Source organism: Streptomyces sp. 891-h (assembly GCF_022760275.1).
Classification (GTDB): Bacteria; Actinomycetota; Actinomycetes; order Streptomycetales; family Streptomycetaceae; genus Streptomyces; species Streptomyces spirodelae.
Map to the genome: position 1 here is coordinate 4349969 of NZ_CP050693.1, position 21258 is coordinate 4371226.

Annotated in this window: 18 protein-coding genes, 1 tRNA gene and 1 pseudogene; 9 read left to right on the forward strand and 11 right to left on the reverse strand. The window is 70.4% G+C overall.

Features of this window, described 5'->3' with window-relative positions; all coding sequences use genetic code 11:
- The first annotated feature begins 162 nt into the window (after positions 1 to 162).
- Positions 163 to 2079, forward strand: coding sequence for an MFS transporter (locus HC362_RS19015; protein WP_243085181.1), 1917 nt, complete (start codon positions 163 to 165; stop codon positions 2077 to 2079).
- A 37-nt stretch (positions 2080 to 2116) separates the two neighbouring features.
- Here the strand turns inward: HC362_RS19015 and HC362_RS19020 are convergent, their stop codons facing one another.
- Together HC362_RS19020 and HC362_RS19025 are read right to left on the reverse strand one after the other, a co-directional pair.
- Positions 2117 to 2497: a VOC family protein gene (locus tag HC362_RS19020; RefSeq protein WP_243085183.1), complete on the reverse strand. Its 381-nt coding sequence runs from the start codon at positions 2495 to 2497 to the stop codon at positions 2117 to 2119.
- 254 nt (positions 2498 to 2751) lie between these two features.
- Positions 2752 to 3366 (reverse strand): TetR family transcriptional regulator, encoded by a 615-nt coding sequence (locus HC362_RS19025; RefSeq protein WP_243085185.1) that lies wholly within the window; start codon positions 3364 to 3366, stop codon positions 2752 to 2754.
- Between the two features lie 262 nt (positions 3367 to 3628).
- On the opposite strand from HC362_RS19025, the gene HC362_RS19030 reads away from it, so the two are divergent.
- On the forward strand, positions 3629 to 4480 hold the full coding sequence (locus tag HC362_RS19030) for an NAD(P)H-binding protein (RefSeq protein ID WP_243085187.1): 852 nt from the start codon (positions 3629 to 3631) through the stop codon (positions 4478 to 4480).
- 129 nt (positions 4481 to 4609) lie between these two features.
- Here the strand turns inward: HC362_RS19030 and HC362_RS19035 are convergent, their stop codons facing one another.
- From HC362_RS19035 to HC362_RS19050, 4 genes are all read right to left on the reverse strand, one after another.
- Positions 4610 to 5014, reverse strand: coding sequence for a VOC family protein (locus HC362_RS19035; RefSeq protein ID WP_209265338.1), 405 nt, complete (start codon positions 5012 to 5014; stop codon positions 4610 to 4612).
- 211 nt (positions 5015 to 5225) lie between these two features.
- Positions 5226 to 6416: an FAD-dependent monooxygenase gene (locus HC362_RS19040; RefSeq protein ID WP_243085188.1), complete on the reverse strand. Its 1191-nt coding sequence runs from the start codon at positions 6414 to 6416 to the stop codon at positions 5226 to 5228.
- The gene (locus HC362_RS19045) at positions 6413 to 7012 is read right to left on the reverse strand and encodes a TetR/AcrR family transcriptional regulator (RefSeq protein ID WP_243085190.1); all 600 of its coding nucleotides are present in this window, start codon (positions 7010 to 7012) and stop codon (positions 6413 to 6415) included. The genes HC362_RS19040 and HC362_RS19045 overlap by 4 nt, the downstream gene beginning before the upstream one ends.
- Before the next feature lie 225 nt (positions 7013 to 7237).
- Positions 7238 to 7795, reverse strand: coding sequence for a flavoprotein (locus HC362_RS19050; RefSeq protein ID WP_243085191.1), 558 nt, complete (start codon positions 7793 to 7795; stop codon positions 7238 to 7240).
- Between the two features lie 298 nt (positions 7796 to 8093).
- Here HC362_RS19050 and HC362_RS19055 point away from each other — a divergent pair, with 298 nt between their 5' ends.
- The 3 genes and pseudogenes from HC362_RS19055 to HC362_RS19065 form a co-directional block, all read left to right on the forward strand.
- Positions 8094 to 9395 (forward strand): helix-turn-helix transcriptional regulator, encoded by a 1302-nt coding sequence (locus HC362_RS19055; RefSeq protein WP_243085193.1) that lies wholly within the window; start codon positions 8094 to 8096, stop codon positions 9393 to 9395.
- A 317-nt stretch (positions 9396 to 9712) separates the two neighbouring features.
- Positions 9713 to 10138, forward strand: coding sequence for a hypothetical protein (locus HC362_RS19060; protein ID WP_243085195.1), 426 nt, complete (start codon positions 9713 to 9715; stop codon positions 10136 to 10138).
- A gap of 153 nt (positions 10139 to 10291) precedes the next feature.
- Positions 10292 to 10678, forward strand: a pseudogene (locus HC362_RS19065) (N-acetyltransferase family protein); the annotation flags it as partial.
- A gap of 135 nt (positions 10679 to 10813) precedes the next feature.
- Here HC362_RS19065 and HC362_RS19070 read toward each other — a convergent pair.
- The 5 genes from HC362_RS19070 to wrbA form a co-directional block, all read right to left on the reverse strand.
- Complete coding sequence (locus HC362_RS19070; RefSeq protein ID WP_243085196.1) at positions 10814 to 11572, reverse strand: MerR family transcriptional regulator; 759 nt, start codon at positions 11570 to 11572, stop codon at positions 10814 to 10816.
- Between the two features lie 10 nt (positions 11573 to 11582).
- The gene (locus tag HC362_RS19075; RefSeq protein WP_243085198.1) at positions 11583 to 12467 is read right to left on the reverse strand and encodes a DUF2268 domain-containing putative Zn-dependent protease; all 885 of its coding nucleotides are present in this window, start codon (positions 12465 to 12467) and stop codon (positions 11583 to 11585) included.
- 129 nt (positions 12468 to 12596) lie between these two features.
- A tRNA-Arg gene (locus HC362_RS19080) sits at positions 12597 to 12669 on the reverse strand.
- 69 nt (positions 12670 to 12738) lie between these two features.
- A complete protein-coding gene (locus tag HC362_RS19085; RefSeq protein WP_243085200.1) occupies positions 12739 to 14658 on the reverse strand; it encodes a glycoside hydrolase family 3 protein in 1920 nt (639 codons plus the stop codon).
- A gap of 302 nt (positions 14659 to 14960) precedes the next feature.
- Positions 14961 to 15587 carry an NAD(P)H:quinone oxidoreductase gene (gene wrbA, locus HC362_RS19090; protein ID WP_243085202.1) on the reverse strand — a complete coding sequence of 209 codons (627 nt, stop codon included), beginning with the start codon at positions 15585 to 15587 and terminating at the stop codon, positions 14961 to 14963.
- A 345-nt stretch (positions 15588 to 15932) separates the two neighbouring features.
- Here wrbA and HC362_RS19095 point away from each other — a divergent pair, with 345 nt between their 5' ends.
- The 4 genes from HC362_RS19095 to HC362_RS19110 all read left to right on the forward strand — a co-directional run bounded on the left by HC362_RS19095 (position 15933) and on the right by HC362_RS19110 (position 21155).
- Positions 15933 to 16610: a TetR/AcrR family transcriptional regulator gene (locus HC362_RS19095; RefSeq protein ID WP_243085203.1), complete on the forward strand. Its 678-nt coding sequence runs from the start codon at positions 15933 to 15935 to the stop codon at positions 16608 to 16610.
- A gap of 369 nt (positions 16611 to 16979) precedes the next feature.
- Entirely contained in the window at positions 16980 to 18533 is a 1554-nt protein-coding gene (locus HC362_RS19100) for an MFS transporter (RefSeq protein ID WP_243085205.1), read from the forward strand.
- Between the two features lie 536 nt (positions 18534 to 19069).
- Complete coding sequence (locus HC362_RS19105; protein WP_243085207.1) at positions 19070 to 20086, forward strand: sigma-70 family RNA polymerase sigma factor; 1017 nt, start codon at positions 19070 to 19072, stop codon at positions 20084 to 20086.
- Positions 20087 to 20393: 307 nt separating this feature from the next.
- Positions 20394 to 21155 carry a DeoR/GlpR family DNA-binding transcription regulator gene (locus HC362_RS19110; protein WP_243085208.1) on the forward strand — a complete coding sequence of 254 codons (762 nt, stop codon included), beginning with the start codon at positions 20394 to 20396 and terminating at the stop codon, positions 21153 to 21155.
- The last annotated feature ends 103 nt before the right edge of the window (positions 21156 to 21258 follow it).

Genomic DNA, 21258 nt, shown 5'->3' on the forward strand with positions numbered 1-21258 from the left:
GGTGGGGGGTCCGGTGGTGTCGTCCGGTAACGTCGTGCGGATCTGAGCCGCACATTCGTACGGGGAGGACGGGGAGAGAGCGCAGTGGCCACTGTGCACCCACCGCGGACGCCGGAGTCGGACCCTGACCCCGGCGCCGGTGAGATAGCTGGAAGTCCTGGCGTGGACGACGCCACGGGCGCCGTTCGCACACCTGTACCCGGACAGCGCCCGGAGTCGACGAGGGCCGGCAAGGGCGGGGCCGCCGAGAGCGGGGCCGCCAGGGACGGGGCCGGCAAGAGTGGCGCCGCCGGGAGCGGGGCCTCGGCGGATGCCGAGGGCCGGGCGCGGCTGCGGCGCGCGGTCTCCAAGCCGCTCCCCGTCGTCGGCATCACCCTGGCCGTCGCTTCGCTGCTCCACCTGCTCTGGCTGTGGTTCCTCGCCAGCGGCGGCGGGGACCTGGCCGCGCAGGACGCCTGGGCCGAGTTCGCGGGCGAGCATCCCGGCTCGGCCTACAACCTCGCCTGGTACGGCGGGCTGCACCCGTTCTCCTACAGCGTCATCTCGCCGTATCTGATGGCCGTGATCGGTGTCCGCACGACGCTGATCGTCTCCGGGGTGCTCTCCGCGGGGCTGCTGTCGCTGCTCCTGGCGCGGACGGTGCCCAAGCCCCTGCTGCCCTCGCTGTGGGGGGCCTTCGCCTTCGCGTGCAACGCCGCCTCGGGGCGCGTTACCTTTGCGCTGGGCGTGCTCTTCGGGCTGGGCGCCGTCGCCGTCGTCTGGACCTGGCCCGCGCGCTGGCGCGGGGGGCGCGCCAGCCGGCTCGCGCGGTATACGCGGGCGGCGCTCGCGGTGCTGCTGGCCGCGCTGGCGACGGCCGCCAGCCCCGTCGCCGGGCTGTTCCTGGAAGTCGTCGCGGCCTCGCTGCTGCTGGCACGCAGGCCCGCCGCGATGTTCGCCGTCGCCCTCCCGCCGCCGGTGGTCGTGGCCGCCTCGGCGCTGCTCTTCCCGTTCACGGGGGTGCAGCCGATGCCGTTCTGGTCGCTGGTCTTCCCGGTGCTGGGCGCGGTTGCGGTCGTACTGCTGGTCCCCAAGTCCTGGATGGCCGTCCGGGTGGGTGGTGCCATCTACGCCCTGGGCATCGTGCTGACCTGGGCGATCCCCTCGCAGGTCGGCTCCAATGTGGAACGGCTCGGACTGCTGTTCGGCGGGGTGGCGCTGCTGGCGGCCGTGCCGATCGCGGTGGGGCACGGATGGCGGCCCTGGAAGTCGCGCCGTGGTCTGGCCATGGCGCTGGCGCTGCTGGTGACCTTCGGCTGGCAGATCGGCAAGCCCACCTGGGACGTGCTGCACACCACGCCGGACACCAACTGGGCCGGCGAACTGAAGCCGCTGCTCGCCCAGCTGAGGAAAGTCGACGCGGACCGGGCGCGGGTGGAGGTCGTCCCCGTCAACAGCCACCGGGAGGCTTCGGCGCTGGCTCCGTACGTCAATCTGGCCCGGGGCTGGAACCGGCAGGCCGACCTGGAGCGCAATCCGCTCTTCTACGAGGAGAACCTCAGCCCCGAGCGCTACCACGCGTGGCTGCGCCGCTGGGCCGTGCACTACGTCGTCCTCCCCGCCGACCCGCCCGACCTCGCGGGCGGCGTCGCCGAGGCCAAGCTGGTGGGGGAGGGCCAGCCCTATCTGAAGGAGATCTGGTCCGACGACAGCTGGCGGCTGTTCCGGGTCAAGGACCCGGTGCCGCTGGTCGACGCCTCGGCGTCCGTGGAGCGCGCCGACGCCGAGAGCGTGACCGTACGCGTACGCGAGAGCGGACGGGTGCTGGTGCGGGTGCCGTACTCGCCGTGGCTCGGGCTGGTCGACAAGGACGGCGACCGGGTGGCGCCCCCCTCCGCCGAGAGCGGCAACATCAACGGCTGTCTGCGCAAGGCGGAGCCCACGTTCGGCGGCCCGCCGCCGGAGGGGAAGGACAAGCCGGTCCTGGACACCTGGACGGTCCTGGACGCGCCGCGCCCGGGCGTCTACCGGATCGCGGCTCCCTACAAGCTGCCGCGCGGCACGCCCTGCCCCGAGGAGGAGGACGACTCGGACGGCTGAGGAGCCGCCCGCCCCCACAACCGCTCAGGCGCCCTCTTCACCCGCCGTAGTGGCGGGTGATGATCTCCAGCATGTGCCCGTCCGGGTCGGCCCAGTAGACACCGCGGCCACCGTCGTTGTGGTTGATCTCGCCGGGGCGGGTGCGCATCGGGTCGGCCCAGTAGGTGAGCCGCGCCTCCTTGATCCGGGCGAAGACGGCGTCGAACTCCTCCTCCGAGACGAGGAACGCGTAGTGCTGGGGCGTGATCGGGTTCTCCCCGGCGTCCGCGAAGTCGAGCGCCACGTCGTTCTCGGTGACGACCGGCAGAAACGGGCCGTACTGCGGCCTGACCTCCAGGCCCAGCAGCTCGGCGAGGAACTCGGCTGAGCGCTTCTTGTCGCTGGCGTACACGATCGTGTGGTTGAGCTGGATCGACATCGCTGTCCCCTCGACTCTGAACTTGGATCTGAGCTCGACTCCGGATGTGAGCTCTACTCCGGATCCGGGCCGACTCCGGGGCCGGCCCGGCTCGTTCAGCACAACGACCGGACAGCGGGAGGAATGCCGGGTTCGGGTCGGGACCTTGGTCGTAGGGCCGACGACCCGGCCACAGACGACCCGGCCACAGACGGTTCGACCGCAGAACCGGTCGGTGACCGCCGCGTCTGCCGTCTGCCGTCTGCCGTCAGCCGTCAGCCCAGGCGGCGGACGATCCGGCGCAGCTGTTCGGTGTAGAACTCCCGGAACTCGGGCGACTCCGGGTCCAGGCCGAGGACCGAGCGGACCGCGTGCGGCATCACCACAGGGGTGGCGACCGCGCTCATCAGCAGCAGGAGGACGGCGCCCGGGTCGAGCTCAGCCGCGATCTCCCCCGCCTCCTTGCGGCGCTCCATGTCCGAGAGATCCTCGCGGTCACCCTCCTGCCCGGCCCCTGTGAGCCCTGCCCAGGCGTTCAGCCGGGGGCCACGGGGATCGTCCAGTGCCTGGGTCAGATAGCGCGCCACGACCTCGTCCAGTGGCACGCCCGGCTCGTTGAACGACTCCTCGCTCTCGGTCCAACGGCGGCTCAGCTCGTTCCACAGCCCTTCCTTGCCGCCGAAGTAGTAGGCGATCAGCTGCTTGTTGAGCCCCGCGCGGTCGGCGATGTCCTGTACCCGCGCCCCGGCGAACCCCTTGGCGGCGAACTCGTCCAGCGCCGCCTCGAGCAGGAGGCGGCAGGAGCGCTCCGGGTCGAGTTTGCGCTCCTTGGGACCGGGCGTACGGCGCGGGCAGCGTGTGCTGGGCGAGGGGGCGGGTTTGTCGCTCACGGTGCCCAGCGTAGCTGCCGCAAGGCAGGTTCAACTATCCGGTTGACTTCTTCATCCAACTGGTTGAAAGATGCGGTCTGGTCCTTCCGGCATCTGGTCCTTCGCATCTGGCCGCTCCCGGCGCCCGGCTGTCCTGCCGTACGCCGGAAACCGGTGCGCCGCGCGTCGAACAGCCCCGTACGGCCTTTCCGACGGCACGCACACCCGCACGACACAGCACACCGTCACAACACAGCACGTACGCACAACGAGGGAGAACAACATGATTCTGGTGACCGGAGCGACCGGAAACGTCGGCCGCCCGCTTGTCGCCCGGCTGACCGCCGAGGGCCACGAGGTCCGCGGTCTGACGCGGAACCCCGACCGCGCCCGGCTGCCCGAGGGCGCGACACCGGTCGCGGCGGACGACCTGGGCGCCGCGCTGGACGGCGCTTCCGCCGTCTTCCTGAACCCCGCCGCCTTCTGGCACGGACCCGGCGACCTCCTGCAACTCGCCGCCGAACGCGGGGTGAAGCGGATGGTGACCCTCTCGTCGTCCTCGGTCGTCCAGGCGATCCCGACCGTGGACCCCCACAACCCCATCGCGGAGCATCACCGGTCGCTGGAGAACGCGGTGGAGACCGCCGCGGCCGCGGCCGGTATGGAGTGGACGCATGTGCGACCCGGCATGTTCGCCACCAACACCCTCGCGTGGGCCGAGGGCGTACGGCGGGACGGTGTGGTGCGCGCCGCCCACCCCCGGGCACACGCCACGCCGATACACGAGGACGACATCGCCGCCGTCGCCGTCCTGGCGCTGACCGGCGCGCTCGGCGGCAGCGGTGCGACACCCGTGCTGACAGGCCCCGAGTCGCTGACCCAGGCCGACCAGCTCCGCCTCATCGCCGAAGCGACAGGACGGAACCTGCGGTTCGAGGAGATCCCACAGGAGGAGGCCCGCGCGGGCATGGTCGCCGACGGCACCCCCGCCGGGATCGCCGACGTACTGCTCGACATGGCCGCCCGCTCCGTCGACACTCCCGCCGAGGTCTCCCCGGGAGTCGAGGAACTCACCGGCAGGCCCGCCCGCACCTTCGCCCAGTGGGCCCGCGACCACGCGGAGGACTTCCGCTGAGGAGTCGTGACGGCAGTTGCCCGTCGGTGGGCTCTTGGGCGGGCTCTTGGACCGCTTGCGGGTGGTCCACAGGTGGTCCGTGGGTGGCCCGGTGGGCGGCTGCGGGCCCGTCGGCGGGCGGCTGCCCGGTCAGCCCTCGATGGCCGCCGGGTCCATCCACATGACCTCCCAGATGTGGCCGTCCGGGTCGGCGAAGGAGCGCCCGTACATCGGGCCCTCCTCCTGCGGGTCGCCGTGCGCCGCCGCCCCGGCGGTCAGCGCGGCGTCGACCAGTTCGTCGACCTCCTCGCGGCTGTCGGCCGACAGACACACCAGCACCTCGCTGGTCCGGGCGGTGTCGGGGATCTCCCGCTGCGAGAAGGACTTGAAGAACGGCTCGACCAGCAGCATCACGTATATGTCCTCGCTGACCACCATGCAGGTGGCGTTCTCGTCAGTGAACTGCGGGTTGAACGAGAAGCCGCACTTGGTGAAGAAGTCGACGCTGCGGTCCAGGTCCTTCACCGGCAGGTTGACGAAGATCTTCCGGGACATGGTGTGCCTCTTCTCTGCGCTCTGCTGCGCTTCGCTCTGCTGGGACTGCTGATGGCTCCCGTAGCGGCGCGGAAAGCTCCCTACGGGGGCGGAAAAGCTCTTCGCAGGGGTAGACCGGGCCCGGTGGCGGAACTCATCGCTGCCCCGGAAGAATTTTCGGCGGACCTCGCATGGGCCGCCACCGGGGGACCCGGCGGTCCCGGAGGTCGCTTCACTTCGTCAGTTGCGACAGCTCCGCCGGCTTCCCCGTCACCGTCGAGGCGATCAGCCGGTTGACTCCGGGCAGCCCGGTGAGCCGCATCGCAGCCCTGCGCAGCCGCAACCGCGCCGCGCTGTTGGGCAGGAACCAGCGCGTTCCCTGGTTGGCCACGCGTTGCTTGTCCTCGGCCACCGGGCGCCACAGCTGCTCGTACCGCTCCAGCCCGGCACGTACGTCGCCGTCCGCGGCGGCCAGTTGCGCGGCCAGTACATGGGCGCCCGCGACGCCCAGGGACGCGCCCTGGCCCGCCAGCAGGGAGACGGCGTAGCAGGCGTCACCGACCAGCACCGTCCTGCCACGGCTCCAACGGGGCAGCACCGTCTGGGCCACATGGTCGTAGTAGATCTCCTCGGAGGGGGGACAGGCCGCCAGCGCGCGCGGCACCACCCAGCCCAGCGAGCCGTAGATCTCCCGTACGGCGCTGCGCGTGTCCTGGGGGAGCGGTGCGGACGGGTCGTCCACCCGGTGCACGGTGAAGGCGGCGACCTTGCCGCTGCGCAGCGCGTAGAAGCCCATCTGGCGGCCGACCGTGTCCGTCAGACAGAAGCGCCCCTCGACCTGTTCGTACACCTGCGGGTCGTCGAAGACGAACGCCGCCGTATGGAAGCCCAACTGGCGCAGGCAGTGCTCGTCGGTCCCCTCCTGGCCGAACGCCAGGGAGCGTACCGTGGAGTGGATGCCGTCGGCGCCCACCAGCAGATCGGCGTCCCGCACGCTGCCGTCGCTCAGTGTGACGCGGACACCGTCGTCCTGGTCGTCGGCGTCCGTGACGGTCAGGCTGTAGCGCAGCTCCACCTCGGCGGGCAGGCTCTCCCGGAGGGCGAGTTCGAGGTCGGGCCGCATGATGCTGAGCAGCTTTCCGCCGGTCGCGGCGGAGAACTCCCCGTAGTCCAGACCGGCCCGACGGCGCCCCCGCTCGTCCACGAAGGCCGCCTCGCTGATCAGGTACCCGAGCTCCCGCAGACGTGGCAGCAGCCCCATCTCCTCGGCCGCCTCGAAACCGACTCCGAAGAAGTCGATCATGTATCCCTGTTCGCGCGGCCCCTGTGCGTGTTCCACGATCTCCACCTGCCAGCCGTGCGCGGCCAGCTGGTGAGCGAGCGCGAGTCCGGCGATTCCCGCGCCACAGATGACAGCCTTCACGCTGTCTCACCTCCAGAATTCGTCTCGGTGAGCAGTCGCCGCAGCACAGGCCCGACGGCTGCCGAACTGAGCGAGGGCGACAAGGGCCTGTGCAGCATCAGCCCGTCGACCGCGGCCATCAGCACGGCGGCGGTCTCCTGCGGCTGCGGCACCCGCTGCTCGCGCAGATGGCCGGCCAACTCCTCGCGCGCTCCTGCGAGGAGGCGCGCCAGGCCGCTCTTCAGTTCCTCGTCGCGGGTGGCTGCCAGATAGGTCTCGGTGAACAGCAGCGACGTCGTATCGGTGCCCGAATAGGCGTCCAGCGTGCTCAATATGCGCTCCAGCGCCTCCTGCGGGGTGGCGGCGGCCTTCAGCAGCACCGTCAGCTCGTGCAGGAGTGCCTCGACGGCCCCCAGCGCCGCCTGCCGCAGCAGCGCGCCGAGCGAGGCGAAGTGGTAGTGCACCAGGCCCGGTCCGGCCTCTGCCCGCTCGGCGACGGCGCGGGTGCTCACCGCCGACCAGCCGCGCTCGGTGATCAGTTCCGCACCGGCCCGCAAGAGCCGCTGCCGCACCTCGTGGCCGCGCTCCGCAGCCGTGGGAGGGGGTGGTGGGGCCATGGAGGAGCCTCCTCGTAGGGGCGGTTCTCGGGTGGGGCGCCCGGGTGCCCGCGGGCTGGGCGCGCATAGCTTTGGGCGTCCGCCTTGGGCAACTGACCAAGGCGGACGCCCAAAGGGTACCTCGCTGTGAGCGCGAGAGGAAAGTTGGGCCGTGATCCGGCCGCGACGGGCCTGGTGGCCGACGGTGCGACGGGCCTGGTGGTCAGGGCGCGCCCGGCCTGGTCGTCACTCCGGGAGACCGGCGTCCCCTGCGGCCTCTTCCGCGGCGGCCAGCGCGAGCTCCCAGGGGAACGCGTCCGGGCGGCCCCGGCCCGGCGCGTTGGGCACGAAACCGCCCTCCCCGTACAGCACCCGCACCCCGGCCCGCCGCAGCGTCTCCAGGGAGTTGCCGAACTGAGGGTGGCGGGCAAATGCGGCGTTCACACACGGCATCGTCACCAGGGGAATGCCCTTGCCGATCGCCTCGGCGGCGAAACCGACGACGAACTTCTCCGTGATCCCGAGCGCCCACTGGTTGACGGTGTTGAACGTCGCCGGGGCCACCAGCGCGGCCGTGGCGGGCGGCCAGGCGTCCGGCTGGCCGGGCATCTTGTAATGCGAGCGCACCGGATGCCCTGTCTGCTGCTCGAGTTCGGGAAGCTGGCCGGACAGCCAGTGCGCCGCAGTCGGGGTGAGCCCCAGACACACGTCCCAGCCGGCGCGTTGGGCGTCGCCGAGGACATCGGCGACCCGCAGCACGGGTGGTGCCGCGCAACCGAGCAGATACAGGACGCGTGAGGCCATACGGGCATCCCACCACGAAGCCCGCGCCCCTCGCGTCCCCTCGCGGGCACCTTGGCAGGGTTCGGCGCTTTTGCTCCCCGCTCACGGCGTCGCCACCTTCCACGCCCTGTCGCCACCTCGCACGCCGTGTCGCCACCTCGCGCTCAGTGCTGCCGCCTCTCGCGCAGTGCGGTCGCTTCTCATACGGCGCCCCGCCGCGCAACCTCGCGGAACTCGATCGAGTGGCACTCACGGCCGAAATGCATCGCTGCCGTACACCGCGCATACGGTGCCCGAGCATCGAGGAACGGAGTCGCGGATGCGCGGTATGCAGGAAGAACACGCGGGCGTCCGCATCGCCCACCAACGCAAGCTGGCCGGACTGACCCAGCGCGGCCTGGCCGCCAGAATCCCCTATTCCTACAGCCTGTTACGACAGGTCGAGGAAGGCCGGAAAAACGCCTCGCCCGATCTGGTCTCGGCCGTGGCGCGGGTGCTGCGTATCGATGTGACGGTGCTGACGGGCCAGCCCTACGTCACCGAGCTCCAGCAGGACCGGCTGGCCGCCCTCATCCGCCCCATCCGCGAGGCGCTCGACCTGTACGACCTCTACGACTGGCACGAGGCGTACGAACTCGACCAGGTCCACGTCCATGTCCACGACCCGGGCCGGGCGGGCGACCGGGTGCCCGAGGCATCGCAAGCAGCGCCGACGCCTCAGGCTCCGCAGCGCAGCCCCCGCACTCCGGCCGAACTCGCCGCCCAGGCCGACGAACTGTGCCGCATGGTGCGCGCCACCCAGCTCAGCAAGGCCGCCCACGCCCTGCCGGCCTTCATCGCCGAGGCCACGGCGGCTGCCCACCGCGGCGGGACGACCGGGCTGTGGCAGACGCTGGGTTCCGCGTACCGCACGGCCCACGACATCGCCACCAAGCTCGGCTTCTACGACCTGGCCACCATCGCCCTGGACCGGCTCGGCTGGGCCGCCGAGCGCGGTTCCGACCCGCTGATGGCCGCCGTACGGCAGTACATGCGCGCCCTGACCTACTTCCGCGAGGGCGAGCACACCATCGGGCTGCGGCTCATCGACGCGGGGCACCGGGCGCTCTCCTGTACCGACAGCGCCGAGCGGGAGGCCCGTGCGGCACTCGTCGTACGGGGGCAGCTGCATCTGGGCGCGAGCGTCATCGCGGCCCGCGCGCACGACGCGGACGCTGTCGACAGCCACTTGCGCGAGGCAGCCGCCTACGCGGAGCGCACCGGTGAGGCGGAACGGGTGTACTGGCTGAGCTTCGGACCGGCCAATGTGGCGGTCCACGAAGTGTCCGCACAGGTGGAGATGCGGCGCTACGGCATGGCGCTGGAGAAGTCGCGAGGGGTGCGCCTTCCGCACGGCTGGCCGATGTCGCGCCGGGCACACTTCTACGTCGACCGGGCACGGGCCGAGATGGAGACCGGACGCTGCGACGCCGCACTGGAGTCCGTTGTGACGGCACGCAAACTGGCGCCCGAGCAGACCCGTTACCACCCAGGAGCCCGCGAGACCATCAACGGCTTGGTGGCGCAACGCCGCCGGACACCCGATTCACTGGACAACATGGCGGCCTGGCTCTCCCTGTGACCGCCCGGGCGGCCAGACGTGGGTGCGGCGGACCGCGTCGGGAGGCGGACGACTGGTGATCACGGTGTGCGACGGAGGTGTCACACATTGGTGACACTTTCTGGTTGCCACTGTCGGCAGAGTGGGTCGCGTCCCAACAGGTGATGACATGCGGAGAGCGTGAGGAACCGTGAAATGCGCCCTACAGCACGGGGACGCGCGACGCCACGAACTGCCGGCGCCCGAGCGGCCGAAGCCGCCGACGACGCCGAGAACGCAGCTGGACAAGCAGCTGAAGGCGTCGCAGAAGACGCCGCAGAAGACGCACAGGAGAAGCCGTGACCGTGTGGTGGCCGCTGCCGAAGGGTCTGGATGCCGTGCTGTTACCCGCCGGCGAGTGGTGGGACGCGGTACGGGTCCCCGCGTACCTGGGAGAAGGCGTACTGGCCCGGCTCGGCACCTCGTCCGGCGCGGTCATCCGCGACCCCTACGGCAGCAGGCTCTACTGGCTCATCGAGTCGGGAAGCGCACAGGGCTGGTCCTTCTGCGAGTTCGCAGCGGTCCAAGTGCTGAGTACGGCGAGCTGGGTGACCGTACCGCCCAGCAGCCGTCTGCATCCTCCGGGCCCGCACTGGGCGGTGCCCTGCACACCGGCCGGCTCGCTGACACCCGCGCCCGTCCTGCATGCCGCACTGCACACCACGATCATCCAGAACCTCGGCCCCCGTCCGCGCCGGACGATGCCACCGAGAGAACGACAGTGACCCCTCGCCCCACACCTCCCCGGCCCGGGCCCGGTTACGGTCCCCCGGGCAGGCGTCAGGCGTCGGTGTGCCGACCGGCGCGCGGGCGCATGATGAGGGCGGCGACGTAGTACGTGCACGGCTCCGAGCCCTCGCTGGCGTACGTGGCGGCACCGGTTCGACGACCTCACCGGCCGGGGCCTGCCCTTCCTGGTCGCCGAACTGAACGGCGAAGTGGCCGGGTACGCCTACGCGGCTCCGTGGCGCCCCAAACCCGCCTACCGGTACACCGTGGAGGACTCGGTCTACCTCGTCCCCGATGTGACAGGCAGAGGGCTGGGCAGCGCGCTGCTCGGCGCTGTGTTGACCCAGTGCGCGCAGGCGGGCATGCGCCAGATGGTCGCCGTTATCGCGGACACCGGAAGCGACGCCTCGACCGCGCTGCACAAGCGCTTCGGCTTCACTCACGCCGGTCGGCTCACCGCCGTCGGGCACAAGCAGGGCCGTTGGGTCGACACGGTGCTCATGCAGCGGAACCTGCCCCCGGACTGGGACGCATGAATCCGAGCCGCGCCGCGGCTGCCGCACGACGCACCTAGTCCTCCAGGGACAGCGGCGGACGGCAGCCCAAGCCGGGGCCCGGGGGACCGGGGGGTGTTCGCCGGGCGTTCACCGCACTCGTCGGCGTCCCACGAACTACATCCGGGTCCGCGCATACGCCTGCAGTGCGTCGCGGACGAACACGGCCCCCGCGGCGTCGTCGTACATGCCGGCGAAGCGAGGGTCGTCGACGTACATGTCCCCCAGCCCTTTCACCATCTCGATCGAGCACTCCCGGTCGCCCTCGGCCGTGGGAGTCCCCGGGATCCGGCTCAGCCAACGGACGTGCCGGGCAGCCAGGGACTGCGCCTGTTCCGATGTCGGAGAAACACCGCCCTTCGCCGCTTCGACCCACGCGGCGACGAGATCCTCGGCGGCCTTCTTCCAGGCCCGCTGCTGGTCAAGGGACTTGCTGTGCCACCAGTCGTTGCTCACCTGGAACGCGCGCTCGCCCCAGCGCGAGATCACCTCGTCCTTGTAGTGGTCGTTGAACCCCGCCAACATGACGTCCATCCGAGGCTCCATCCCCGCCTGCAAGGCCTCGAGCGTGTGACGTACCGACCGGATCTGCCGGTCGATGCGGTCCCGTTCCTCTTCCAGCGCGGCGATGTGGGCGCGTAGCCCGTCACACGTGTCCACCTCCTCGGCCAGGACCGCGGCGATGGCCGGCAGGCCCATGCCGAGCCGGCGCATGAGCAGGATCCGCTGGAGCCGGGCGACCGCGCCTGCGTCGTAGTAGCGGTACCCGTTCGCACCGACCCGGGACGGGGACAGGAGCCCGACACGGTCGTAGTGACGCAGGGTGCGACTGGTGATGCCGGCCCTCGTAGCGAGCTCCTGGATCGTCCACTCCACCGTCCCAGTGTCACCCGCGGCCGAGCGTGGCGGCGATGATCTCCGAGCTGTCGGCATGCAGGGCCTGCGCCGCCGTCTGCCCGGTCGCCGCCAGGTAGGTGTCGACCAGCCTGTTGCCCGCGGCGTATCCGGCGCCCATCGGCAGTCCCACCGGGGTGAGACCGAAGCGCTCGGCGCTGGGGTCGCCGTGCACCCAGGCAGTGAAGTTCTGCATGCCCGTCACATCGAGCCCGGTGAGCACCTTGTCGAAGACCTCGTCGTCGCGCAGATGCGGTACTCCGATACGGGCGTAGCCGAGCTCGTCACCGTAGAGCTGGCGGGCGAAGGCGTCGGCCAGGCCCTCGCCGACGATGTGCTCGCCGACCGTGACGGTCATCGGGTCCCACACCACCCCACCCGGAGCCCACCGCAGGTTGTGGTGGAGCTCGTGCACGGCGGTGGCCTCCAGCCGCTCCACGTTCTCGGGGAAGGGCCAGAACGTGATCGAGATGTGCCCCGAGATGCCGCCGAACCCGGTGACTCCTCGACAGGGACCCATGAAGTGCTCGTCACCCGGGTCGCCGAGCACGAACAGCACCGTGATGTCCGGAACCTCCAGCCCCGGCGTCGCCTCCAGCAGCACGGTGAGCGCGTCGTCGAGTGCACGTCGCATCCGCTCCCAGGCTCCGGCCTCGGCGAGCGTGTCGAGCGCGTCGAGGCAACGCTCCTCGTCCCGGTCGACGGGGAACCCGGACGTCTCGAGATGCGTGGCCACCAGGTCGACCTCGCGGGGGTGATAGCGGTACATGCCCTTGTTGGCCTCCAGCATCGAACGCAGCAGGCCGACGCGGTCCGCGACCGGGGCCGTCAGAATCCGCCGCATGGCAGAGCAGGTGTCAAGAACAGTGATCGACATGGCCCTGACGCTAAAAGTTGACGCAACGACAAGGTCAAACCACCACCGGCCCTCACGATGACCGGCGACCGCAGCCGAAAGGCCCCGCCGTCCGCTGGACGACAGGGCCTCTGACCAGGTACTCCTCGGTGCCCCCGGCAGGATTCGAACCTGCGACACCCGCTTTAGGAGAGCGGTGCTCTATCCCCTGAGCTACGGAGGCGCGCGGATCGGGATGATCCGCGCGCCTAGCCTAGCGGATGGGGGATCGCCGTCGGCAACGTCGTCGGGATCAGTAGTGCAGGCCGTGGCCGAAGGGGTAGAGGGGGCGGTCGGGGTCGTCGAGGGTGGGGATCGGGACCGGGAGCTCGCCGTGGGGGGCGACCTCGCCGTAGAGGACCCGGGCCAGGGCGGTCATGGAGGGGGTGCCGTAGTTGTAGGTCGCCAGGTAGGCGGGGACGTCGGGGAAGCGGCGGAGGTCGTAGGGCAGGCGTACGCCCGTCACGATCACCCGGCGGCCGGTGGCGGTCAGGGATTCGATCAGCTGGGCCTGGGCGGCGCCGTCCTCCTTGCCGGCGGCGGAGGCGTTGGCGAGGACCACGGTGACGTCGTGGCTGTGGGCGGCCTGCGTGGCTTCGGCGATCTTGGCGGTGTTCGGCCGGCTGCCGGTCTCCAGGGTGGTCGTCCGCTGGCCGCGCCGTTCGCCGATGGCGCGGGCCAGGGCGGCGAGGGGGCCGGTGCCCCAGCCGGTGACGAGGACGGTCGCGGGGGTACGGGGGAGGGGGAGAGCACCGTTCTCGTTGCGGATCAGGGTGACCGTCCGCTCCGTGATCTGCCGGGCCCGCGACCGGTGCCGTCTGCTGCCGACGATCCGTGCGGCGCGCCGTTCGCTCACATACGGGGACGGGAACAATCGTCTGTGCAGCTTGTGTTCGAGGATGCGCAGCACGGAGCTGTTCAGTCGCGCCTCGGTGATCTGTCCGGAGCGTACGGCGTTCCGTACGGCGGCGAACGCCTTGTCCAGCTGCGGTGCCAGTACCAGTTGGTCGCAGCCCGCCTGGAGGGCGCGTACGGGGGCGACGTCGGGTGGGAAGTCGGTGGTGGCGCCGCCCATGTCCAGTGCGTCGGTCGCGATGACGCCCTTGAAGCCCAGTTCCTCGCGCAGCAGGCCGGTGACGATCGGCCGTGACATGGTCGCGGGCACCCTGGAGGGGTCCAGGGAGGGCACGACGATATGCGCTGTCATGATCGTGTCCACACCGCGCCGGATGGCGGCACGGAACGGCGGCAGGTCGATGCGGTCCAGCTCCGTGCGTGTGTGCTTGATCTCCGGCAGCCCTGTGTGGCTGTCGACGTCCGTATCACCGTGACCCGGGAAATGCTTGGCCGCGCTCGCCACGCCGCCCCGGTGGTAGCCGCGTACCGCGGTGGAGACGAACTGTGCGCACAGGTTGGTGTCCGACCCGAACGAGCGAACGCCGATCACGGGGTTGGCGGGGTTGATGTTGACGTCGGCGACGGGCGCGTAGTTCTGGTTGATGCCGACGGCGGCCAGCTCCGTACCGATGATCTCGGCACTGTCGTAGACGTCGCGGGTGGAGCGCGTAGCTGCCAGCGCCATGTTGCCGGGGAGCTGGGTGGCCGGCTCCAGCATCCGGTAGACGACGCTGCCGCCCTCCTGGTCGATGGAGATCAGCAGCGGTACCCGCGCACCGGTGCGTACGGCGGCGCGTTGCAGCCCGTTGGACAGGCGTGCGATCTGGCGCGGTTCGCGGACGTTGTCTGGGCCCCGGCGGGCGTCGAAGTAGATGACGCCGCCCGGACGGTACTTCCGGATCACCTCCGTCGGCGTCGGGACGCCGTACAGCTTGCGGTTTCCGTCGTGCTCCGTGTCCGCGGTCTGGCCGTAGACCTCGATGACGAACAGCTGTCCGATCTTCTCGTCGAGGCTCATCCGCTGCAGCAGGGCTGCCGCCCGGGCGCGGACGGCGGATGCGGAGGAGGTCGCCGGGGCGCTCCCCTGCGTGCCCCCCTCAGTGCCCGGCTCCAGGCCGGGGCCGGAACGGGGCTCGGGTGGGGCGGCGTGCGCGGTGCCCGGCGCGGAGGAAGCCGTGACGCCGATCGCTGCCGCAGTGCCGGCGGCAGCGGCGAGGACGTTTCTGCGGGAGGTGGGTTGGCCTGAGGCGGGTTCGCCGGAGAAGGGCTGCTGCATCGGAACGCTCCTCACATGTGTGGGTGGAGCACGTGGGTCATGTGGGGGTCACCGCTGGATGCAACAGCATCGTCCCAGCGTGGCGACGGCTCGGACCAGACGCCGCGCGGGACTTCATGGGTCCAGTCCAGTGGCGTACGGCGCACTCGCTCGGGGCCCTGGGGCTCCTGGGAGCTTTGGGGTCCTCGGGCCCTGGGGGCCCTGGGGCCCTTGGGGGCCTTGGGGAGGTGGAGCGGGCGGGAGCGCGGGACGCGTCAGGGTTCCTGCTCTGTCTGCCTGAGGGTCCTGCTCCCTGGCTCCGCCTACTCCTCCGCGAGCCCCGCGTTGAGCGCCCGTGTCACCCGTACGACTCGCTCGGCCTGGACGCGGGCCGCCTTCAGCGCGGTGCCGTCGACCGGCTTCTGGCCCTGCGCGTCGACGTGTGAGGTGCCGTACGGATTGCCGTCCTCGAACTTCGAGGCGTCCGTGTAGCCGGGCGGGACGATGATGCCGCCGAAGTGGTGGGCCGAGTTGTACAGCGCCAGCAGGGTGCTCTCCTGGCCGCCGTGCGGGGTGGAGGACGAGGTGAAGCCGCTGTAGACCTTGTCGGCCAGCCGTCCTTCCGCCCACAGCGGGCCCAGGGTGTCCAGGTACTGCTTGAGCTGCGAGGTCACATTGCCGTAGCGGGTGGGGGTGCCGAGGATCGCCGCGTCCGCCCAGTCGATGTCGTCCGGGGTGGCCTCGGGGATGTCCGCTGTCTCACGGGCGTTGGCGGTCCAGGCGGGGTTGGAGTCGATCGCGGACTGGGGCGCCAGCTCCTGTACGCGGCGCAGCCGGACCTCTGCACCCGCCTTCTCGGCCGTGGCTGCGATCTCCTTGGCGAGGGCGGCGATAGTGCCTGTCGCGGAGTAGTAGATGACCGCGACCTTGACGGGGGTGGGGTTGGACATTGCCGCTCCGTTCTCTTGTGTGAGGTCTCTTGGGTGAGGGCTGGGTGCGGGTGGGTGAGGGGCGGGGCGGGGATGTGGGGCCGGGTAGCCCGGTCCGGCAGGTCGGCCGAGTACCGGATGAGGGCTGTGTTATCCGCGGGACCACTGAGGTTTCCGGTGATGTGAGTCACACCAGTCAGGGGAAATAACCGGGGAGCGCGTCCCCGTTTACGTATGCGTCTTCATGAAACGGGGACCAACTCCCCGGATCGCGAACCGCAGCACCACAGCACCACAGCAACAAGCACCGCCGTACTGCGTAGGTGCCGTACCGGCCCGTTCGGCCTGGGGAGCGAGGGAACACAGATGGGCAGCGCAACCGCCACCAAGCGCGTCGCCGGCAAGAGCGTCGCCGCTGAATGCGTTGCGCCCAAGGGGCGTGCTGACGCGGCCCGGAACCGTGAACGCATCCTCAACGCTGCCCGCGAGGCGTTCGTCGTCCACGGGGCCGACGCCTCCCTGGATGAAATCGCTCGCGCGGCAGGGGTCGGAAATGCAACCCTCTACCGGCACTTCCCCGACCGTGACTCGCTCGTGCACGGAGTGATGCATGCCGTCACCGAGCGAATCGCCGAGCGGGCGGAGCAGGCGCTTGCCGAGGAGGAGAACTCCTTCGAAGCGCTGCGCCGCTTCGTCTTCGGTGCGGTCGAAGAGCGCATCGGTGCGCTCTGTCCCATGCTCTCGGGGCGTTTCGATCCCATGGAGCCGCGGTGTCTGGCGGCTCGCGCGCGGGTCGAATGGCTCACCCAGGAGCTCATCGGGCGGGCCCAACAGGCGGGCGAAGTGCGTACCGACATCGACGTCGGCGACGTGATGGTCGCGCTCAGCCAGCTCACCCGGCCGCTGCCGGGCGTCGGCTGCCAGCGCATCGAACGCTTCGTCGAGCGTCATGTGCAGCTCTTCCTGGACGGGCTGCGCGCCCCCGCCAAATCCGAACTACCCGGCCACGCCGCGACACTGGAGGAACTGCGACAGGACAACTGATCTCCGTAACCGCAGCGCCGAGCGGTTGTCACACCGCTCAGTTTTTCGCCCCTGCGGAGTCATCTCTCCCGAGTCCCTCCTTCCGGACTCCTGACGCACAGCTGCTGACTCAGCCATTGATCCAGCCACTGACTCAGCCACCTGTCGGCTTCGCAGCCTCCAGGCCTCCCAGCCAGCCTTTCCTGTCCCAGACCTTCCCGCCCCAGATCTTCCAGCCCAACTTCTCGCAGCACCTGAGCCCAGACTTCCTCCGCCACCGACTTCTCCAGCTGTAGAGACCGCCAGAGCCGGACCGTCACATCACCGGCTTCGGCGTCGTCTCTTCCACGTCCCTTTTTTCGTACTCCGCACCGTGAGGTAGGCACATCCATGCCAGAAACGCCATCTCCGGCCGACGCACAGGCCGGGCTCGACCCCCGGCGATGGAAGGCGCTGGCCTTCATCGCCATCGCGCAGCTCATGGTCGTCCTCGACGCGACGATCGTGAACATCGCGCTCCCCTCCGCCCAGGCCGACCTGGGCATATCCGACGCCAACCGGCAGTGGGTCGTCACCGCCTACGCCCTCGCCTTCGGTGGACTTCTGCTGTTCGGCGGCCGGATAGCCGACATGTGGGGCCGTAAGCGCGCCTTCGTGACCGGACTCGTCGGCTTCGCGGCAGCCTCGGCACTCGGCGGCGCCGCGACCGGAGAGGCCATGATGCTGGCGGCGCGGGCACTGCAGGGCGCGTTCGGCGCACTGCTGGCGCCGGCCGCACTGTCCCTGCTCGCGGTGATGTTCACCGACGGCAAGGAGCGCGCCAAGGCGTTCGGCATCTACGGCGCCATCGCGGGTGGCGGCGGCGCCATCGGCCTGATCCTCGGCGGTCTGCTGACCGAGTACCTGGACTGGCGCTGGACCTTCTACGTCAACGTCCCGTTCGCGGCGGTCGCCGCCCTCGGTGCGATCAGCGTCATCCGTGAGCCGTCCGGCACCCGGAACCGCTCCGCGCTCGACATTCCCGGCGTCGTCCTCTCCACGCTCGGCCTCGTCTCGCTCGTGTACGGGTTCACCCGTGCGGAGACGGACGGTTGGAGCGACGGCGGCACCATCGCCATGTTCGTCGCTTCGGTCGCGCTGCTGGGCGCGTTCGCCCTGGTCGAGTCCAAGGTCCGGGCGCCGCTGCTGCCCCTGCGCGTGGTCACCGACCGGAACCGGGGCGGGGTCTACCTGTCGCTGGGCCTGGCCATCATCGCCATGTTCGGCCTCTTCCTGTTCCTGACGTACTACCTCCAGGTGGTCAAGGACTACTCCCCGGTCCGTACCGGGGTGGCCTTCCTGCCGATGGTGGTCGGCATGATCACCGGCTCCACGCAGATCGGAGCGCGGCTCATGACCCGCGTCCCGGCCCGTCTGCTGATGGCGCCCGGCTTCCTGCTCGCGGCGCTGGGCATGCTGCTGCTGACGCAGCTCGAGGTGGACAGCTCCTACCCGGCGCTGATCCTGCCCGCCATGGTGATGCTCGGCCTCGGCCTCGGTACGGCCTTCATGCCTGCCATGTCCCTGGCCACGCACGGTGTCCAGCCGAGTGACGCCGGTGTCGCCTCCGCGATGGTCAACACCTCGCAGCAGGTCGGCGGCGCCATCGGTACGGCGCTGCTGAACACCATCGCGGCCAGCGCCACCACCTCGTACGTCACCTCGCACGCGGCCGAGGCCACCAGCAAGCCCGCACAGCAGATGCTGAAGCTGCAGGCGATGGTGCACGGCTACACCTCGGCGATCTGGTGGGCGGTGGGCATCCTGCTCGTCTCGGCCACGCTCGTGACGGTGCTGGTGAACGCCCGAGGCGGCAACCAGGCCCCCGGCAAGACGCTGGACGGCGAGACGGACGGCGACGCGCCCGGCGGCGAGCCGGAGCCGGTCCTGGCGGCCATGCACTGACGGCACGGACAGCGGCCTGGCCAGTGGCCCGGCCGGCGGCCCGATGACGGCCCGGTCACGGGGCCGGGCCACTGGCGGCCCCCGTACCCCTTCCGCAGGGGTACGGGGGCCGCTCTCGTGCTGCTGGGGTTACGGGGCTCCTGTCGGGCCTCGGGCGGCCCGAGCCGCTTCGTTCCGGAGCCGCTCCGCAACGCGGTGCCGGAAGGGCTCACTCAACGCTCACGCAACCAAGTGGAAACGCCAGCCGTCTAGACGGGTGAAGGGCGACGAGGGCGACGCCCGTCCGGCAGCCGCAGAGGGGGCCGGGAGACTGCTCAGAGCAGCTCCACACCGCTCCGACCAGCACCTGAGTGCGTGCTGTCACCGTCCTGCCCGCATGGGTAGCCGCGCAGTCTACTGCATGATCGGAAAAATGTTGCGCGTGTTGGGAATTTAGTCCGGATTCCAGCCGTTGACATCTACGCAAGGCGGGCACTCGTGAAGTGTCCGAGTCAGCCACCAGGCCAAAGTTTCAGACCACTCGCAAGGGAGCACGCATGGCAACCCGTGCCGTCGCCCGTCGTCAGGAGAACACGACCGGTGTCTCCGACACGGCAAGCAGTGTTCGCGCCGCTGGCAGCGAAGTCGCGGACCGCGACCTGGTCGGCATGTATCTCGACGAGATCGCCCGCACTCCGCTGCTGGACGCCGCCAAGGAAGTCGAGCTGTCGCTCGCGATAGAAGCGGGCGTCTACGCCCAGCGTATCCTCGACGGCCTCGAGAAGCCGGTTTCCAGCGACTCGCCCAGCGCGGCCGCGAGCCGTGAGGAACTGGAGGCCATCGTCGCCGAGGGCGAACGGGCCAAGGACATCTTCATCCGCTCCAACCTGCGCCTCGTGGTGGCTGTCGCTCGCCGCTACCCGCGCAGCGGCCTGCCCCTGCTGGACCTGATCCAGGAGGGCAACGCCGGACTCGTGCGCGCTGTGGAGAAGTTCGACTACACAAAGGGCTTCAAGTTCTCCACCTACGCCACGTGGTGGATCCGCCAGGCCATCACCCGCTCCATCGCCGACCAGTCCCGCACCATCCGGCTCCCCGTCCACCTGGTGGAGGAGCTGGGCCGCATCCGCCGAGTGCAGCGCGAGTTCAACCGCGAACACGGCCGCGACCCGGAGCCGGCGGAGGTCGCCGCAGAGCTCAACTCCACCCCGGAGCGGGTCACGGACGTGCTCGACTGGGCGCGCGACCCGGTCAGCCTGAACATGTCGGTGGACGACGAGGGAGAGACCCAGTTCGGGGATCTGCTGGAGGACACCTCGGCCGCCTCCCCCGAGCAGTCCGTGCTCACGGTGCTGCGCCGGGAAGAGCTCGACGACCTGATCGGCAGGCTCGACGACCGCACGGCCTCGATCATCAAGGCCCGCTACGGCATGGTCGACGGGCGTGAGCGCACGCTTACCGAGGTCGGCAAGCAGCACGGGCTGACACGCGAGCGCATCCGCCAGATCGAGAAGCACGCCCTCCTGGAGCTGAAGAAGATGGCCCATGACACGGGCTTCGACGAAGCGGCGTAACACCCGCACGGCCGGCGCCCAGCGCCCGCCCCGTCGTCGTCCCCCATAGACGAGCCCCGGTGCCTTCCCCCGAGCGCCGGGGCTCTTTGCTGTCTGCTTCCTTCCGCGGGCCCGGGGGTGCGGGGCTCCCTACTGGAGTCTTTCCAGGGGGCTTCCTCCAGGGCCTTCTCCCTCTCCCCACCGCCCCCGTTCCGTCCGTTGTCTGTTCGTGCCCGATGTGATGCCCGAACGTGTTTACTTTCCGGACACTCGGTCGTAGTCTCACGGAGAACCCACACGACCGGGCATGGAACGGACCTGAACCCACATGTACGCACCGGAGCGCCAGCAGGCCATCCTCCGCATGGCGGAGGAACACGGCCGCGTGGATGTGCTGTCCCTGGCCACCGAGTTCGACGTCACCGCCGAGACGGTGCGCCGTGACCTCAAGGCCCTTGACCGGGCCGGACTCGTGCGGCGCGTCCACGGCGGTGCCATTCCCGCAGGGCGCCTCGACTTCGAGCCGGACCTGGCTGCCCGGGAGTCCGCGGCGACGGAGGAGAAGGAGCGCATCGCGCAGGCCGCCCTCGCGGAGCTGCCCCCCGAGGGAAGCGTGGTGCTCGACGCCGGCAGCACCACCGCCCGGCTCGCCTCGGCCATCCCCGTGGATGCCTCGCTGACGGTCGTGACGCACGCCCTTCCCACCGCGGCTCGTCTGGCGGATCATTCCGGCATCGAGCTGCACATCGTCGGTGGGCGAGTACGTCACCGCACCCGTGCTGCCGTCGACGCGTGGGCCCTGCGGACCTACGGCGAGATCAAGGCCGACGTCCTCTTCCTCGCCACCAACGGTTTCTCCGTCGACGGCGGACTCACCACCCCCGACCTCGCCGAAGCTGCCGTCAAGCGCACGATCATGGCGGCGGCCCGGCACGTGGTCCTTCTCGCTGACTCCACCAAAGCGGGACAGGACCACTTCGCCCGCTTCGGCGACCTCTCACAAGTCGACCTCCTGATCACCGACACCGGCCTGAGCCCGGACGAGACGCGCGCCATCGAGGCCCTGGGCACCAACGTCAAACGCGTCTGACAGCCCGGCCCCGGCTTCCCCTCCCGGCCCCCTGCCCCCCACCCCCTCCACCCCCGCTCCGCTCCCCCCTCGGACCCCGAGCCCGCCCGCTCCCGCCTCACCC

Excerpts from the sequence above, each read along its gene's own strand:
- HC362_RS19020 (WP_243085183.1), bottom strand. The coding sequence starts at position 2,497 with ATGTCGATCCAGCTCAACCACACGATCGTGTACGCCAGCGACAAGAAG.
- HC362_RS19030 (WP_243085187.1), top strand. The coding sequence starts at position 3,629 with ATGATTCTGGTGACCGGAGCGACCGGAAACGTCGGCCGCCCGCTTGTC.
- HC362_RS19035 (WP_209265338.1), bottom strand. The coding sequence starts at position 5,014 with ATGTCCCGGAAGATCTTCGTCAACCTGCCGGTGAAGGACCTGGACCGC.
- HC362_RS19045 (WP_243085190.1), bottom strand. The coding sequence starts at position 7,012 with ATGGCCCCACCACCCCCTCCCACGGCTGCGGAGCGCGGCCACGAGGTG.
- HC362_RS19050 (WP_243085191.1), bottom strand. The coding sequence starts at position 7,795 with ATGGCCTCACGCGTCCTGTATCTGCTCGGTTGCGCGGCACCACCCGTG.
- HC362_RS19055 (WP_243085193.1), top strand. The coding sequence starts at position 8,094 with ATGCGCGGTATGCAGGAAGAACACGCGGGCGTCCGCATCGCCCACCAA.
- HC362_RS19075 (WP_243085198.1), bottom strand. The coding sequence starts at position 12,467 with ATGTCGATCACTGTTCTTGACACCTGCTCTGCCATGCGGCGGATTCTG.
- HC362_RS19085 (WP_243085200.1), bottom strand. The coding sequence starts at position 14,658 with ATGCAGCAGCCCTTCTCCGGCGAACCCGCCTCAGGCCAACCCACCTCC.
- wrbA (WP_243085202.1), bottom strand. The coding sequence starts at position 15,587 with ATGTCCAACCCCACCCCCGTCAAGGTCGCGGTCATCTACTACTCCGCG.
- HC362_RS19095 (WP_243085203.1), top strand. The coding sequence starts at position 15,933 with ATGGGCAGCGCAACCGCCACCAAGCGCGTCGCCGGCAAGAGCGTCGCC.
- HC362_RS19100 (WP_243085205.1), top strand. The coding sequence starts at position 16,980 with ATGCCAGAAACGCCATCTCCGGCCGACGCACAGGCCGGGCTCGACCCC.
- HC362_RS19105 (WP_243085207.1), top strand. The coding sequence starts at position 19,070 with ATGGCAACCCGTGCCGTCGCCCGTCGTCAGGAGAACACGACCGGTGTC.
- HC362_RS19110 (WP_243085208.1), top strand. The coding sequence starts at position 20,394 with ATGTACGCACCGGAGCGCCAGCAGGCCATCCTCCGCATGGCGGAGGAA.